The sequence below is a fragment of the Bradyrhizobium sp. AZCC 1719 genome (assembly GCF_036924525.1).
Lineage (GTDB): Bacteria > Pseudomonadota > Alphaproteobacteria > Rhizobiales > Xanthobacteraceae > Bradyrhizobium.
Genome location: NZ_JAZHRU010000001.1, coordinates 1,593,995 through 1,610,179 on the forward strand (window position 1 = coordinate 1,593,995; position 16,185 = coordinate 1,610,179).

Annotated in this window: 9 protein-coding genes and 1 pseudogene; 7 read left to right on the forward strand and 3 right to left on the reverse strand. The window is 65.1% G+C overall.

Annotated features, from left to right (window positions below; translation table 11 throughout):
• Positions 1-113: 113 nt before the first annotated feature.
• The 7 genes and pseudogenes from V1292_RS07635 to trxA all read left to right on the forward strand — a co-directional run bounded on the left by V1292_RS07635 (position 114) and on the right by trxA (position 12,811).
• Positions 114-2,633: a PAS domain-containing sensor histidine kinase gene (locus V1292_RS07635; RefSeq protein ID WP_334371513.1), complete on the forward strand. Its 2,520-nt coding sequence runs from the start codon at positions 114-116 to the stop codon at positions 2,631-2,633.
• Positions 2,630-4,150 (forward strand): tRNA (adenosine(37)-N6)-threonylcarbamoyltransferase complex ATPase subunit type 1 TsaE, encoded by a 1,521-nt coding sequence (tsaE, locus tag V1292_RS07640; protein ID WP_334371515.1) that lies wholly within the window; start codon positions 2,630-2,632, stop codon positions 4,148-4,150. Before V1292_RS07635 ends, tsaE begins: the two co-directional genes overlap by 4 nt.
• Before the next feature lie 89 nt (positions 4,151-4,239).
• Positions 4,240-4,563 (forward strand): PilZ domain-containing protein, encoded by a 324-nt coding sequence (locus tag V1292_RS07645; protein WP_057844762.1) that lies wholly within the window; start codon positions 4,240-4,242, stop codon positions 4,561-4,563.
• 128 nt (positions 4,564-4,691) lie between these two features.
• On the forward strand, positions 4,692-5,414 hold the full coding sequence (locus V1292_RS07650) for a nucleotidyltransferase family protein (RefSeq protein ID WP_334371516.1): 723 nt from the start codon (positions 4,692-4,694) through the stop codon (positions 5,412-5,414).
• A 340-nt stretch (positions 5,415-5,754) separates the two neighbouring features.
• Entirely contained in the window at positions 5,755-8,901 is a 3,147-nt protein-coding gene (gene addB / locus V1292_RS07655) for a double-strand break repair protein AddB (RefSeq protein WP_334371518.1), read from the forward strand.
• A pseudogene (addA, locus tag V1292_RS07660) lies at positions 8,895-12,421 on the forward strand (double-strand break repair helicase AddA). The gene addB and the pseudogene addA overlap by 7 nt, the downstream one beginning before the upstream one ends.
• A gap of 69 nt (positions 12,422-12,490) precedes the next feature.
• A complete protein-coding gene (gene trxA, locus V1292_RS07665; protein ID WP_016847387.1) occupies positions 12,491-12,811 on the forward strand; it encodes a thioredoxin in 321 nt (106 codons plus the stop codon).
• Between the two features lie 83 nt (positions 12,812-12,894).
• Here the strand turns inward: trxA and V1292_RS07670 are convergent, their stop codons facing one another.
• The 3 genes from V1292_RS07670 to accD form a co-directional block, all read right to left on the reverse strand.
• On the reverse strand, positions 12,895-13,635 hold the full coding sequence (locus V1292_RS07670; RefSeq protein WP_334371520.1) for a metallophosphoesterase family protein: 741 nt from the start codon (positions 13,633-13,635) through the stop codon (positions 12,895-12,897).
• A 252-nt stretch (positions 13,636-13,887) separates the two neighbouring features.
• The gene (locus V1292_RS07675) at positions 13,888-15,228 is read right to left on the reverse strand and encodes a bifunctional folylpolyglutamate synthase/dihydrofolate synthase (protein WP_334371522.1); all 1,341 of its coding nucleotides are present in this window, start codon (positions 15,226-15,228) and stop codon (positions 13,888-13,890) included.
• On the reverse strand, positions 15,225-16,166 hold the full coding sequence (gene accD, locus V1292_RS07680) for an acetyl-CoA carboxylase, carboxyltransferase subunit beta (protein ID WP_334371524.1): 942 nt from the start codon (positions 16,164-16,166) through the stop codon (positions 15,225-15,227). Before accD ends, V1292_RS07675 begins: the two co-directional genes overlap by 4 nt.
• Positions 16,167-16,185: the final 19 nt, after the last annotated feature.

Genomic DNA, 16,185 nt, shown 5'->3' on the forward strand with positions numbered 1-16,185 from the left:
GTCCGGGCGCGCTCAATCCTTAGTCGGCGCATAATCTCAACGCAAACCGCTCACATTTTGGCGGATTATGCGCTGGGGGTGGTGCCAGCAGTCATGCGTTCTTGGGGCAAATAATGTCGGGCGTAGTCGCTGCGATGCGTCGAACCCTGCTGTCGTGCACCTCACTGGCGCGCCACGGCGTGATTGCGCTCGCCACCGCCCTCTCCGCGCTGCCGGAGCCCGCGTTGGCCGACGAATTGACGATCACGCAGGCGATTTCCGCCTTGTTCGACCTCAATCACCAGGAGTTCGCGGCGCTGACCACGGCGCTATCGCTGCTCGGTTTTACCGTGGTGGCCGCGATCCTGCTGATGCGCACGCGGATTCGGGCCACCCGGATGGAACTCGACCTGCGCTCCGACATCGCCGACCTGCAGGTACAAGCCGACCGGCTGCGCGCGCTGTTGTTCGCCGAGCCCCAGATCCTGATCGCCTGGGCCGCGGGGGACAACCGGCCCCAGATCAGCGGCGACACTTCGCTTCTGATCTCGCAGGACGCACTGTCGAATTCGCCGCAACGCATTCTCGCCTTTGGAACCTGGCTGCCGCCGGAACCGGCGCTGCAGATGGACCATGCGGTCGACGCGCTGCGCGAGGCCGGCGAAGGCTTTCTGCTCAACCTCTCCACCTCGAATGGCCGCGCCATCGAAGCGATGGGCCGCGCCATTGGGGGGCAAGCCATTGTGCGGATTCGCGAACTTGGCGGCTTGCGCCGTGAGCTCGCCGAATCCAATCTCCGCTACAGGACGCTTTTGGAGGAGACCGATTTGCTGCGCGACTTCGCCGCCGCGGCGCCCTGGCCGATCTGGGCCAAGAGCGCCGAGGGCAATCTGCGTTACGCGAACACCGCCTATGTGCGGGCCACCGAAGGCGCAAGCGTCGCGGACACGATCTACCGCAACCTCGAGCTGCTGGAGAACGACCAGCGTTCCGAGATGGGCCGGGTGCTGAACGACAATTCCACCTACGCCGCGCGGCTGCCGATCGTGGTCGGCGGCGAGCGGCGCATCTATGACGTACAGGCGCTCAAGCTCGGCGGCGGCAGCGCCGGCATCGCCATCGACGCCAGCGAGGCGACCCAGTTACGCGACGCCATGGAGCGGATGGCGGAAGCCCATCGCCGCACCCTCGACCAGTTGTCATCGGGGGTTGCCGTATTCGACGGCCAGCGGCGGCTTGCCTTCTACAACGAATCCTACCGGCGGCTGTGGGGCCTCGATCAAGCCTTCCTCGATTCCAACCCCGACGATTCAAGCGTGCTCGATCGGCTCCGCGCGGCGCGCAAACTGCCCGAGCAACCGGATTTCCGCGCCTGGAAGGCCAAGCTCCACGAAGCCTACCGCGCCGTCGAGCCGGAGAACTACACCTGGTTTCTGCCCGACGGCCGCGCCGTCAGCGTCGTCACCACGCCGAACCTCGAAGGCGGCGTCACCTATCTGTTCGACAATGTCACCGAAAGCTTGGATCTCGCACGCCGCTATGACCGGCTGACCCGGGTCCAGCATGAAACGCTCGACAATCTGGCTGAAGCGGTCGCGGTGTTCGGCAGCAACGGCCGCGTGGAACTGTTCAATCCCGCTTTCCTGAAAATGTGGAAGCTCTCGGCGGAAGCGCTCAAAGAACAGCCCCACATCGAAACCGTGGAAGCTTGGTGCAAGCCGCTGTTCGACGATGCGTTGACTTGGCGGACGCTGCGCGAGGCGATCACCGCGATCGAGAACCGGGCGCAGGTGGCGCAGAAACTCGAACGCAAGGACGGCAGCGTGCTGGATTGCATGACCATGCCGCTGCCCGACGGCGCGACTCTTTTGACATTCCAGGACATCACCGATACCGAAAATGTCGAGCGCGCGCTGCGCGAGCGCAACGAGGCGCTGGAAGCCGCCGACCAGATGAAGGTGGATTTCGTCCACCACGTGTCCTACGAGCTGCGCGCACCGCTGACCACCATCATCGGCTTCGCACATTTCCTCAGCGATCCCTCGACCGGCCCGCTGACGCCAAAGCAGGCCGAGTATCTCGACTACGTCACCAAGTCGACCAACGCGCTGCTCGCGCTCACCAACAACATCCTCGATCTCGCCACCATCGATGCCGGCGCCATGAAGCTCGAGCTCGGCCCGGTCAATATCGAAGGAGCCATTCAGGCCGCCGCCGAAGGCATCCAGGACCGGCTGGCGACCGACCGCATCGAGCTCAAGGTCGATATCGATCCTGAGATCGGCAACTTCACCGGCGACGAGCGGCGCGTGGTGCAAGTGCTCTATAACCTGCTCGCCAACGCGGTCGGGTTCTCGCCGCACGATGCCGCGGTCACGATCAGCGCGCGGCGAACCGAGCATCGCGTGATCTTCACCGTCTCCGATTCCGGCCCCGGCATTCCCGCCGAAGTGAAAGACAGGGTATTCGACTGGTTTGAGAGCCACTCCCACGGCTCGCGCCACCGCGGCGCCGGCCTCGGCCTGTCGCTGGTACGCTCGTTCGTCGAACTGCATGGCGGCAAGGTGCGCGTCGACTCGGTCGTCGGCAGAGGCACGACCGTCACCTGCGATTTTCCGATCGACCAGAACGCCCACCGTAACGCCGCCGAATGACCGCGCCTGCGACATTTACAGTGGCGTTGGCGAACGAGGCGGCAACGGCGCATCTGATGGCCGACCTCGCGCTGCTGATCGGCCCCGGCGACGTCATTACGCTGTCGGGCGATCTCGGCGCGGGAAAGACCGCGGCGGCGCGCGCCATGATCCGCTATCTCGCCGACGATCCCGCGCTCGAAGTGCCGAGCCCGACATTCACGCTGGCGCAGAGCTACGAGCTGCCGTTTCCGATTGTCCACGCCGATCTCTACCGCATCAACGATTCGAGCGAGCTGGAGGAAATCGGCTTGTCGCCACTGCCGGAGGGCACGCTGGCGCTGATCGAATGGCCGGAGCGCGCACCCGACGCACTGCCCGAAGATCGCATCGACATCGCCTTCAGCCACCGTCCCGCGCTCGGATCGAGCGCGCGGGCCGCCGAAATCACCGGCTATGGCAAGGCGGCGGCGCAGGTGGCGCGACTCAGCAGCTTGCGCAAATTTCTCACTGAAGCCGGCTTCCTCGATGCAGCGCGCGAGCGCATGCCCGGCGACGCCTCGACGCGCTCCTACGCGCGCCTGATCGGCGACGACGGCACATCCATCCTGATGAATTCGCCGCGCCGTCCCGACGGACCGGCGATCTATGACGGAAAGTCCTACAGCGCGGCCGTTCATCTCGCCGAGGACGTCAAGCCGTTCGTCGCCATCGACAATGGCCTGCGCGCACACGGTTTCTCGGCGCCCGCGATCCGCCACGCCGATCTCGATTCCGGTTTTCTGATCACCGAGGATTTCGGCAGCGCCGGCATCGTCGAAGGCGACCCGCCGCGACCGATCGCCGAGCGCTATGAGGCGGCAACCGACATGCTCGCGGCGTTACACCGCGAAACCCTGCCCGAAACGGCGCCGCTCGGGCCGCAGGGCTCTTACGAAATTCCGGTCTACGATATCGATGCATGGCTGGTCGAGATCGGGCTGATGCTCGAATGGTATCTGCCGGTTCACGGCGCTGAAGTCAGTCCGCAACAACGCGACGAATTCGTCGCGATGTGGCGAACACTACTCGAAAAGCCGGCGGCTGCGCCGCGAACCTGGGTGCTGCGTGATTTTCATTCGCCCAACATCATCTGGCTCGACGACCGCACCGGGATTTTACGTGTCGGCATCATCGACTTCCAGGACGCCGCGTTGGGCCCTGCCGCCTACGATTTGGTATCCCTGTTGCAGGACGCGCGGATCGACGTCCCCGAACCGCTCGAGTTGTCGCTCTTGACCCGCTACATCAAGGCGCGCCGCGCGGCAGATGGCCAGTTCGATCCGGCCAGCTTTGCCGAGCTCTACGCCATCATGTCGGCGCAGCGGAATACGCGCCTGCTCGGTACCTTCGCCCGGCTCAACGGGCGCGACGGCAAGCCGCAATATCTGCGCCATCAGCCCCGGATCTGGACCTACCTGAACCGCTCGCTGGCGCACCCCGCCCTGGCGGCGTTTCGCGAATGGTACGCCGCCAACGTGCCGCCGCCGCTGGCCTGATTTACCTCCTGTTAGCCACCGCGCATTTAATCTGGAACCGGCACGCTGCGCAGGCGTGGACCAGCATTTTTTGAAACGGAAGGACGGCCATGGCGGCGGCGGAACGGCGCAAGGGAGATCGAGTCGTATTCGAGCGCGGCTTTGCGGCGCACATGATGGGAATCGACGGCACCTGGCGGCGTGATTGCGTGATGGAAGACGTCTCCGAGACCGGCGCCAAGCTGACGGTCGAAGGCTCAGTCGAGGGCCTGCATCTGAAGGAATTCTTCCTGCTATTGTCGTCGACGGGACTGGCCTATCGGCGCTGCGAGCTGGCCTGGGTCAATGGCGATCAGATCGGCGTCAATTTCCTGAAGCAGGGCGACAAGAAGAAGAAAATGGCCAAGCGCGGGGCCGAGGACGCCGAGGCCTGAAGTTGGCAAGCACCGCGGCCGTCGTACGGCCGTCATGTGCGGCCACTAAGGCCTCATGGTTGCTGGGTTCAAGCGAATCGCCGTGGTATGATCCATGGCGCAATTTGAAGGTTCGAGAAACTCCAAGAATGTCCGTTACGCCCACCAAAGCCATGGTCCTTGCCGCCGGTCTCGGTTTGCGCATGCGCCCGCTGACCGACCACATGCCGAAGCCGCTGGTGAGCGTGGCCGGCCAGCCGTTGCTCGATCACGTGCTCGACAAGCTCGCCGGCGCCGGCGTCGGCGAGGCCGTGGTCAATGTGCATTACCTGCCTGACCAGATCATCCAGCACACCGCCAACCGTACCCTGCCCCGCATCATCATTTCCGACGAACGCGACCAGGTGCTCGGCACCGGCGGCGCGGTGGTGAAGGCGCTGCCGCTGCTCGGCAAGGAGCCGTTCTTCCACGTCAACGCCGATACGATGTGGATCGATGGCGTACGGCCCAATCTGACGCGTCTTGCCGAAACCTTCGACGCGGATCGCATGGACATCCTGCTCCTGATGGCGCCGACCACGAACAGCATCGGCTATGCCGGCCGCGGCGACTACGCCATGCTGCCGGATGGCGCGCTGCGCAAGCGGCGCGAGCACCAGGTGGTGCCGTTCGTCTACGCGGGAGCCGCAATCATGTCGCCCTCGCTGTTTGCCGACGCGCCGGCAGGCGAGTTTTCGCTGACCAAAATGTTCGACCGCGCCAACGAGCAGGAACGATTGTTTGGCCTCAGGCTCGATGGCGTCTGGATGCATGTCGGAACGCCCGACGCGGTACAGGCGGCGGAAGAGGCGTTTTTGGAAAGCGTGGCGTAGCCCCGCCCACAGCCGTCATGCCCCGCCACCGGGTCGCGCGAATGCGCGCCCGATGACAGGCTCCGGCGGGGCATCCAGTACGCCGCGGCCTCTCGATTTGATCACGGCCGTCTCTGGGATACTGGATCACCCGCCTTCGCGGGTGATGACAGATTCGTATGGTGGGCACGCTTTCGCTTTGCCACCCTACCGCTCAGACAAAAATCTCGAAAACAACCCCATGCAAAGTAGAGTGGGCGCGGACTGCTTTGACAGTGAGTAGCGGGGACGCCGCCCTCACCCGCATGACCTCCCCCTCATTCCTCCCTATATTGGCCGCTGATCTCGAATCAGGAAGCCCATGCGCGTTTTCAGCGTTCCCGTCTCCGCACCGTTCCTGCGCACCGTCATCGCGGCGCTGGTCGACGGCCGGCTGGTCGAGGGATTCGAGGCGCGAAGGGATCCGCTCAATCTCGCAACGGCAACGCTCTATCTGCCGACCCGGCGCGCCGGGCGGCTGGCGCGGGAGATTTTTCTTGATGAGCTGAAGACCGATGCCGCGATCCTGCCGCGCATCGTAGCCCTCGGCGACATCGACGAGGACGAGCTGGCATTTGCGGAAGGTTCCGAACAATTCAGCGGCGTCTCGCCGCTCGACATTCCGCCACGGCTCGGCGAACTGGAGCGCCGCCTGACGCTGGCGCATCTGGTTGCGGCATGGGCAAAGAGCCCGGTGTCGGCGCCGCTCGTGGTCGGCGGCCCGGCCTCGACGCTGGCGCTGGCCGGCGACCTGGCGCGGCTGATGGACGACATGGTGACGCGCGGCGTCGCCTGGGAAGCGCTCGACAGGCTGGTGCCCGACCAGTTCGACAAATATTGGCAGCACTCGCTGGAATTCCTGCGCATCGCGCGCAAGGCATGGCCGGAACACTTGAAGGAAATCGGAAGAATCGAACCTGCCGAGCGGCGCGACCGCCTGATCGAGGCGGAAGCCGCGCGCCTGACTGCGCACCACGAGGGACCGGTGGTCGCGGCCGGCTCGACCGGCTCGATGCCGGCAACCGCGAAATTCCTCAATGCCGTGGCCCGCCTGAAGCAGGGTGCGGTGGTGCTGCCAGGGCTCGACACCGATCTCGACGAGGAAGCCTGGCAGACGATTGGCGGCGTCAGGGACGCTCAGGGCAAATTCACTACGCAGCCCTCCTCGAACCACCCGCAATTCGCGATGCATGGATTGCTGGATCGCTTTGGCATCAAGCGAAGCGACGTCGAAATTCTCGGCACGCCGGCCCGGCAGAGCCGGGAAGTACTGGTATCGGAGACGATGCGCCCATCGACGGCGACCGAGCAATGGCACGAGCGGCTGGCGCAGCCGGAAGTGTCTGCGAGGATCGCGGCCGGCATGGCAAATCTTGCCGTCGTCGAGGCGCCCAACTCGGAGATGGAAGCGCTGGCGATTGCGGTGGCGATGCGCGAGGCGCGGCATCTGAACAAATCAGCCGCGCTGGTGACGCCGGACCGCGCGCTGGCGCGTCGGGTGATGGCGGCGCTGAGGCGCTGGAATCTCGAATTCGACGATTCCGGTGGCGACGCGCTGATGGATACGCCAAGCGGCATCTTTGCCCGCCTCGCCGCAGAAGCCGCCGCCAAGGGGCTGGAGCCCCCGACGCTGCTGGCGCTGCTAAAGCATCCGCTGTTTCGGCTTGGTGGCGCATCCGGCGCCTTCAAACATGCCATCGAGACCCTCGAATTGGCGCTGCTGCGCGGCACCCGGCCGCAGGCAGGAACGGCCGGCTTGGCGCGCGACTTCGATCGTTTCCGCGTCGAGCTCGGAAAACTCAGGCGCAAGGAAACCTCCTCGCTTCATGCTTCGGAGCCACGGGCGAAACTAAGGGATGACGAACTCGATCAGGCCCAGGCGCTGATCGCGGCGTTGCAGAAGGCGCTGTCGCCGCTGGAAATCATGGGCTCATCAAAGCCGTACGATTTCGCCGAGCTGGCGTTCCGCCATCGCGAAACGCTGATCGCGCTGTCCTCGGATCACAACGGCGTTGCGGTCGTGTTCGAGGAAGCCCAAGGCTCGGCCCTGTCAGCGGCGTTCGACGACCTGCTTGCCGAGCAAAAGCCGAGCGGCCTGATGGTCCAGCTCGGCGATTACCCCGATGTGTTCCAGACCGCCTATGCCGACCGCACCGTGCGGCGTCCGGAATCCGCAAATGCACAACTCCAAATCTACGGCCAACTCGAAGCGCGGCTGACCGAATCCGACCGCGTCATCCTTGGCGGGCTGGTCGAAGGCGTGTGGCCGCCGGCGCCGCGAGTTGATCCGTGGCTGAGCCGGCCGATGCGCCATGAACTCGGCCTCGATCTGCCGGAGCGGCGCATCGGCCTCTCCGCGCACGACTTCGCGCAATTGCTGGGCACGCCAGATGTGATTCTCACCCATGCGGCGAAAGTCGGCGGCGCGCCGGCGGTCGCCTCGCGCTTCCTGCACCGCCTGGAGGCGGTGGCCGGTGAACCGCGCTGGGAGGAAGCCAAACGTGCCGGAGAATGTTACGTCCGCTTCGCCGCCGAACTGGATCAACCCGACGAGGTCAAGCCGATCGAGCAGCCCGCGCCGAAGCCACCGGTCGAGACGCGGCCACTCAAGCTATCGGTCACGGCGATCGAGGATTGGCTGCGCGATCCCTATACGATCTACGCAAAATATATTCTGCGGCTTGATCCGCTCGACCCCGTCGACATGCCATTGTCGGCGGCCGACCGCGGCTCGGCGATCCATGACGCGCTCGGTGAATTCACGCAAGTATTCGCCGACGCCCTTCCGCCAGAGCCCGCGCTGGCGCTGCGCGGCATCGGCGAGAAATATTTCGCGCCGTTGATGGAGCGGCCGGAGGCACGCGCCCTGTGGTGGCCGCGGTTTCAGCGCATCGCCGCCTGGTTTGCGGAATGGGAAAAGGCGCGACGCGACGACATCGAGAAGATTACCGCCGAGATCAGGGGCGAGATCAAGATTCCGCTCGACAATGAGCGCATCTTCACGCTGTCCGCGCGCGCCGACCGGATCGAGCAGCGCCACGACGGTAGTTTTGCGATTCTCGATTACAAGACCGGACAGCCGCCGACCGGCAAGCAGGTGCGGATGGGCCTGTCGCCGCAACTGACGCTGGAGGCCGCGATCCTGCGCGAAGGCGGGTTTGACAATATCCACGCCGGCTCATCTGTCGGCGAACTCGTCTATGTCAGGCTTAGCGGCAACAATCCGCCCGGCGAGCAGCGCTCGCTGGAACTGAAAATCAGGAACAACGATACGCCGCAGCGGCCGGACGAGGCGGCCGACTACGCGCGCGAACAGCTCGAGGCGCTGATCCGCAAATTCGAGAACGTGGAGACCGCCTATACCTCGCTGAACCTGTCGATGTGGTCGAACCGCTACGGCGCTTATGACGACCTCGCCCGGATCAAGGAATGGTCGGCGGCCGGCGGGCTGGGGATCGAGGAATGGTGAAGGCCCGGCGCATCATCCCCGACGCCGTCCGCGCGACGCAGGCGCGTGCGTCCGATCCGGCGGCGTCCGCCTTCGTCTCGGCGAATGCGGGCTCGGGCAAGACGCATGTGCTGGTGCAGCGGGTGATCCGGCTGTTGCTCGACGGCGTGGCGCCGGAGAAAATTCTCTGCATCACCTTCACCAAAGCTGCCGCCGCCAACATGGCGGAGCGCGTGTTCACCACACTCGGCCATTGGGTGACGCTCGACGACGACGCGCTGGACGCGGCGATCCGCGAGGCCGGCATTCCCAATCCCAGCGCACGCCTGCGCAGATCGGCGCGCAAACTGTTCGCCTGCGCGCTGGAGACACCGGGCGGGCTGAAGGTGCAGACCATCCACGCGCTGTGCACGCGGCTGCTGCAGCAATTCCCGTTCGAAGCCAACGTGCCGGCGCGGTTCGCCGTGCTCGACGAGCGCGACCAGAACGAGATGATGGAGCGCGCCAATCTGGCCGTTTTCCTCGAGGCGTCGCGCAACCCTGACAGCGCCACCGGGCGAGCGCTGATGACGGCGATGGCGAGCGCCGCCGACGTCACCTTCAAGGACGTCGTGCGCGAGGCCTGTCTCAGCCGCGATCATTTCATGGCCTGGACGGATGCCGCCGGCAGCGCGCAGGCGGCCGCCGCGCAGATTTCAGCCGCACTCGGCGTCAGTGCCGATGATCGCATTGAAGATGTCGAGCGCGAGATCGTTGAAGGACCCAACCTGCCGCGATCGCAATGGCAGGAAATCGCCTTGGTTCTGGATACCAGCAGTAAAGCCGACCAGAAACAGGCCGATCGGCTTCGAGAGGCGCTGGCGTTTACCGGGGCTGCCCAAGTTGACGCGTATCTCGGATTATTTCTCACAGATGAACGCACACCACGAGCAACGGTCGTCACCAACAGCTTTGTCAAAAAGAATCTTGCGGTTGGTCGATTGTTCGATTCGGAAATCAGCCGCCTCGCTCCCCTGATCGAACGCCGCCGCGCGGTCGTCGCACGCGACCGCACCGAGGCGCTGCTATATATCGCAACCGCCGCAGCGGCGAACTATCGCCGCGAGAAGCAGGAGCGCGGCCTGCTCGACTATGACGATCTGATCGACAAGACGCTGGAAATGCTCGACCGCGTCTCCTCGGGCTGGGTGCATTACAAGCTCGATCGCGGCGTCGACCATGTGCTGATCGACGAGGCGCAGGACACCAGCCCGCGGCAATGGGACATCGTCGCGCACATCATCTCCGAATTTACTTCAGGCGCCGGCGCGCGCGACGGCGTGGTGCGAACGGTGTTCGCGGTCGGCGACGAGAAGCAGTCGATCTTTTCGTTCCAGGGCGCGGCTCCGCGCGAATTCGACCTGCGCCGCCGGGCCTTGCAGCGGAAGTTCGAGGGCGCCGGACTGAAGTTCGATCCGGTTTCCTTCACCTATTCGTTCCGCTCCGGACCGGAGATCCTTCACGCGGTCGACCAGGTGTTTCGCGAGCAGGATATCTATCGCAGCATTCACGCGGTCGATATCGGCAACCCGATCCATCACGCGCTGGCCGATGCAGGTCCCGGCCAGATCGATCTCTGGGAGCTGGCGGAAGCCGATGACCGGCAGGATATCGAGGGCTGGCGCGCGCCGTTCGACGGCGTGTCCGCAACCAGCCCCGAAGTGAAGCTGGCCCGGCGCATCCAGGCAGAGATCAGGGCGCTGGTCGGTAGCGGCGCGATGACGGGAAGCAAGAACGATCGCCGCCCGCTGCGCTATGGCGACATGCTGGTCCTGGTGCGGCGACGCGGCAACGCGTTCGACGCCGTGATCCAGGCGCTGAAGCATGCCGGTATCCCGGTCGCGGGCGCCGATCGCCTCAAGCTGACCGAGCACATCGCGATCATCGACCTGATGAACCTGGCCGACGCGCTGCTGCTGCCGCAGGACGATCTGGCGCTGGCAGTCGCGCTGAAGAGCCCGCTGTTCGGGCTCGACGATGACGACCTGTTCAAGATCGCCTGGCAGCGCAAGGGATCGTTGCGCGCCGCATTGACCGCGCGCGCCTCAACCGACGGCCGCTTGCGGGATGCGCTTTGGCGGCTCGAGCAGTGCGAGCGCCGCTTTGCCAGCGAAACGCCGTTTGCGTTCTATGCCTGGCTGCTCGGCGGCGATGGCGGCCGCGCGCGAATCCTGCGGCGGCTTGGGCACGAGGCGAACGACGCGCTGGATGAGTTTCTGGAGCTGGCGCTGAGCTATGAACGCAAGGCGCCGGCTTCGCTACAGGGCTTCATGGCCTGGCTGCGCACCGCCGATCTCGAAGTAAAGCGCGACATGGAAATCTCGCGCGACGAGGTCCGCGTCATGACCGTGCATGGCGCCAAGGGCCTGGAAGCGTCCGTCGTGTTCCTGGTGGACACCACGACCTCACCCTCGGATACGCAGCGGCTGAAGCTCATCAACCTGCCGCTGGGCAATGCCGATCCGCATGCGCCCGGTGTCGTGGTGTGGGCCGGCCGCAAGGCCGAGGATCCGCCCGCGGTCGTCGCGGCCCGCGCGGCGATGATCGGCGATACCGAGGATGAATACCGCCGCCTGCTCTATGTCGCGATGACGCGCGCAGCGGACCGCCTGATCGTCGGTGGCTGCATGCCCGGCAACATGAAAAGTGTCCGGCCTCAGTCCTGGTACGATCTGATCACCAAGGGGCTCGCCGGCTCCGCCTTGCAGCTTCAGGAGATCGAGACCGCCATCGGCCGGGTAAAGCGCTATACGCGGCCCGAGGAATCCGCCCCCTCGGCCGCTCCGCCTGCTGCGTCATCGCCGGCGGCGCCGATCGTGCTACCCACCTGGCTGCTGACGCCGGCGCAGCCCGAAATTTCCCCGGAAAGTCTGTTGCGGCCTTCGGACCCCGCTGACAGCGACAGCCACCCGGTACGTACGGCGGAGTCGCTCACGAAGCGTGCCCGCGCCCTGCAGCGCGGCACATTGGTGCACCGGCTTCTGCAGTCGCTGCCCGATATCGCCGCCGAGCGGCGCCGCGAGGCCGCGCTGGCCTATCTGGCCCGCAATGCCGATGGCTGGACCGAGGAGGAGCGGCAGGTGCTGGCCGAAAGCACGCTCGCTTTGATCGCTGATGCGCGGTTTGCGCACGCTTTCGCACCGGGCAGCCGCGCCGAAGTCTCGATCGTCGGGCGGCTGGAGCGACCGGGCGGACGGCCGGCGCTCGTGTCCGGGCAAATCGACCGCCTCGTAGTGACCGAGCGCGAAGTTCTGATCGTCGATTTCAAGACCAACCATGCCCCGCCGGGCCGGCCCGAGGAGGCGCCGAGGGGCTATGTCCGCCAGCTCGCGCTGTACCGGGCGGTGCTCGGCAAGCTTTATCCCCAGCGCCCGGTGCGGGCGGCGCTGCTTTGGACCGAAACCTCTGAATTGATGGAGATTTCCGCTTCCGCGCTGGAGGCCGAGCTGGCATCCATCATCTCGGCGTGACCGCGCTTGACCCGGCGGGATCGCGTTCATAGGTTTGCCACATCATCCCAGGGCGCGATTCTTGACCGCGCCCCTTAATTTCTAACCGAGAGGTAATTCCGATGGCCGTTGGCAAGGTTTCTGACGCCGATTTCGAAGCCGAAGTGCTCAAGGCGACCGGGCCGGTGGTCGTCGATTTCTGGGCCGAATGGTGCGGCCCCTGCCGCATGATCGCGCCTGCGCTCGACGAGATTTCCGGCGCCATGGGCGACAAGGTCAAGATCGTGAAGCTGAACGTCGACGAGAGCCCGAAGACGGCCTCCAAATACGGCGTGATGTCGATCCCGACCCTGATGATCTTCAAGGGCGGCGAGATGGCCTCCCGCCAGGTCGGCGCCGCGCCGAAGGCGAAGCTGCAGCAGTGGATCACGGCGGCGGTCTGATCGGTTTCGATTTTCTGATTTTGAAACGGCCGGCGAATAGCCGGCCGTTTTGCTTTTGTGGCGGATGATCTCGTAGTCCGGGACTATCTGATCCACCCCGTCGCCAGCGCGTCCGCCAGTTCGGCTTGGCCGTTTTGCCGCGCCAGCGCCGCCATCGCCTCGTGATCATATGGCACATGCCGAAACGTGACGCGCCAGGCGCCGTCAGCAAGTTCGAGGATCGCATAGCGCGCATCCGGCGTGCCGGCCTCAATGACATGCGGAAAGGGATGCACGTCGCGATAGCCGGGCGAGCCGACGCTGCCGGGGTTGACGATCAATCGGCCATCGCGAAGCCTGACCGCGCGGGCGAAATGGGTGTGCGCGCAGAGGATCAGGGACTGCGTGACGCCCCGCGCGCGCTCCTCGATTTCATCCAGCGATGACATTCGCACGGTGCCGTCGGGCAACACCGTTTCCAGCCAGTAGACCTCGTCATGCTCGGGCGTTGCATGGCAGAGGAAGACCCGATCGCGAAACACGGCCGTTTTCGGCACCGCGCGCAGCCAATCGAGATGGCGCTTTTCGAGCTGCGCGTGCGCCGGCCGGTCCCATGATCCCATCTTCTCCGGCGGCCGGTCGATCAGATAGCGATCATGATTGCCGAGTACGTGAACGGCATCGAGCGCCATCAGCGCATCCATGGTCCGTCGCGCGTCGAGCGGTCCGCTCGCCATGTCGCCGAGATTGACGATTTCGCCAATGCGCAGTGCGTGGATGTCGGCCAGCACCGCTTCCAGCGCGAGATAATTTCCGTGCACGTCGGCAATGGCGGCAAAACGCATGGGGATTCCAGCTTTGATGATTGTCGCACGGCCCTGCAAGAACGATGCTGCGCCATCTACCTCATTTGGGTGAAGCCAGCCCGCAACATTATCCTTACTTCCTATTGCGGAACGAAGGTTCCGACTCGCAGCTCTCAGGCGTCTTGGCTAGTCTTTGCAAAGACCGGGGCTGGCTAGTTTCATAAGCAATCGATATTTTTTCCCGGGCGGCCGCTGGAAGCGATTCCAGCGGTCATTTAATTTTGGGGCATACTATGTCGGCGGCGTGCCGTTGATGGCAAGCACGTGGCCGACGAGATAGAGCGAGCCGGTGACCAGAATCCGCGGCGGCACTTCGTAGGCGAGACGCGAGAGCGCGTGCAGCGCGGCTTCGACGCTTGCAGCATTTTCCACGCGCATGCCGAGCGCGCGCGCCGCATCCGCCAGCCGGTCCGGCGGCATCGCATTGTCGCGCCCGGGGATCGGCACCGCCACGATGTGCCGCGTCAGTCCTGCGAAATTGGCGAGAAACGCGCCGGCATCCTTGTTCGCCATCATGCCCGCGATCACCACCAGGGGCCGCGACACCCGCTCTTCGAGATCGCCGAGCGCGGCCGCAGCGACGCGGCCGCCTTCCGCATTGTGTCCGCCATCGAGCCAGATCTCGCAGCCCTTCGGCCCCTGATCGACCAGTGCGCCCGAGACCAGCCGCTGCATGCGCGCCGGCCATTCTGCGCCAACGATGCCGGCCTCGAACGCCGCCATTCCGATCCTGAACGCCTCGATCGCGCGCAGCGTGGCGATGGCAAGGCCGGCATTGTCGAATTGATGCCGCCCGAACAGCTTTGGCGCCGCAAGATCCATCAGGCCGCGCTCGTCCTGATAGACCAGCCGCCCGCGCTCGACACCGACATGCCATTGCTGCCCGGCAGCATGCAACGGCGCGCGCATGCGGTTGGCCTGCGCCTCGATCATCGCCATCGCCTCCGGCGCCTGCTCCGCGCAGATCACCGGCGCACCGCGCTTGAGGATGGCGGCCTTCTCGCCGGCGATCGCGGTCAGCGTGTTACCGAGAAATTCCGTATGGTCCATACTGACTGGCGTGATCACGGTCGCGACCGGCCGGTCGATGACGTTGGTGGCGTCGAGTCTTCCGCCGAGACCGGCTTCCAGCAGCACGACATCGGCGTCATGCTCCGCGAACAAGCAGAACGCCGCCACGGTCTCCATCTCGAAAATCGTGATCGGATCGCCCGCGTTGACCTGCTCGCAATGCTCTAGCACCCGGCGCAACTCGGCATCATCAGCCAGCCGTCCGCCGCCCTTCTCGCCCAGCCGGAAACATTCGTTGATCCTGACCAGATAGGGCGAGGTGTAGACGTGCACGCGCAGGCCTGCAGCCTCCAGGATCGCGCGCAGATAAGCGATGGTGGAGCCCTTGCCATTGGTGCCGGCGACATGGATCACCGGCGGCAACAGCCGCTCCGGATGATCGAGCCGCGCCAGCAGGCGGTGCATCCGATCAAGGTTGAGATCGATCCGCTTCGGATGCAAGGCAGAAAGCCGCGCGATCAATTCACCGAGCGGCTGGGATCTGGCGGCAGGCAGGCTCACGCGTGGGGCGCAGCCGGCACCGCTTCCGGGGCCGAGACGATCTGGGCCGGGTCTGTGACCACAGGCAAAGGCTTTGAGGCGACGTCAAGCGGCGGCGATTTGGTCAGGAGCCGGCACAGCCGCGCCAGCGTCGAACGCATCTCGTGGCGGTGCACGACCATGTCGATCATGCCGTGGTCGAGCAGATATTCGGCGCGCTGGAACCCTTCCGGCAATTTTTCACGGATGGTCTGCTCGATCACGCGCGCGCCGGCAAAGCCGATCAGCGCGCCGGGTTCGGCGATCTGCACGTCGCCCAGCATGGCGTAGGATGCAGTCACGCCGCCGGTGGTCGGATTGGTCAGCACCACGATGTAGGGCAGCTTTGCTTCCCGCAGCATCTGCACGCCGACGGTGGTGCGCGGCATCTGCATCAGCGACAGGATGCCTTCCTGCATGCGTGCGCCGCCCGAGGCCGCGAACACGATGAACGGCGACTTCTTCTCCACCGCAAGCTCGAGCCCGCGCACGATCGCTTCGCCCGCGGCCATGCCGAGCGAGCCGCCCATGAAATCGAAATCCTGCACCGCGATCACGACGCCGGCGCCTTCGAGCTTGCCGTAGCCGACCTTGATGGCGTCGTTCAGCCCGGTCTTGGCGCGGGCGTCCTTGATGCGATCGGCGTATTTGCGTTCATCGCGGAACTTCAGCGGATCGGCCGCCACTTCGGGCAGCGCGATGTCGTACCAGGTCTCGTTGTCGAAGATCGACTTCAGCCGCGCCACCGCGCCCATGCGCATGTGGTAGTTCGAGCCGGGAATGACGAACTGGTTGGCCTCGACGTCCTTGTAAAACACGAGCTGCCCGGAATCCGGGCACTTGATCCACAAATTCTCCGGCGTCTCGCGGCGCAGGATGTTGCGGATTTTGGGCCGGACGACATTGGTGAGCCAATTCATGGTTCGCTCCGAATGCGGT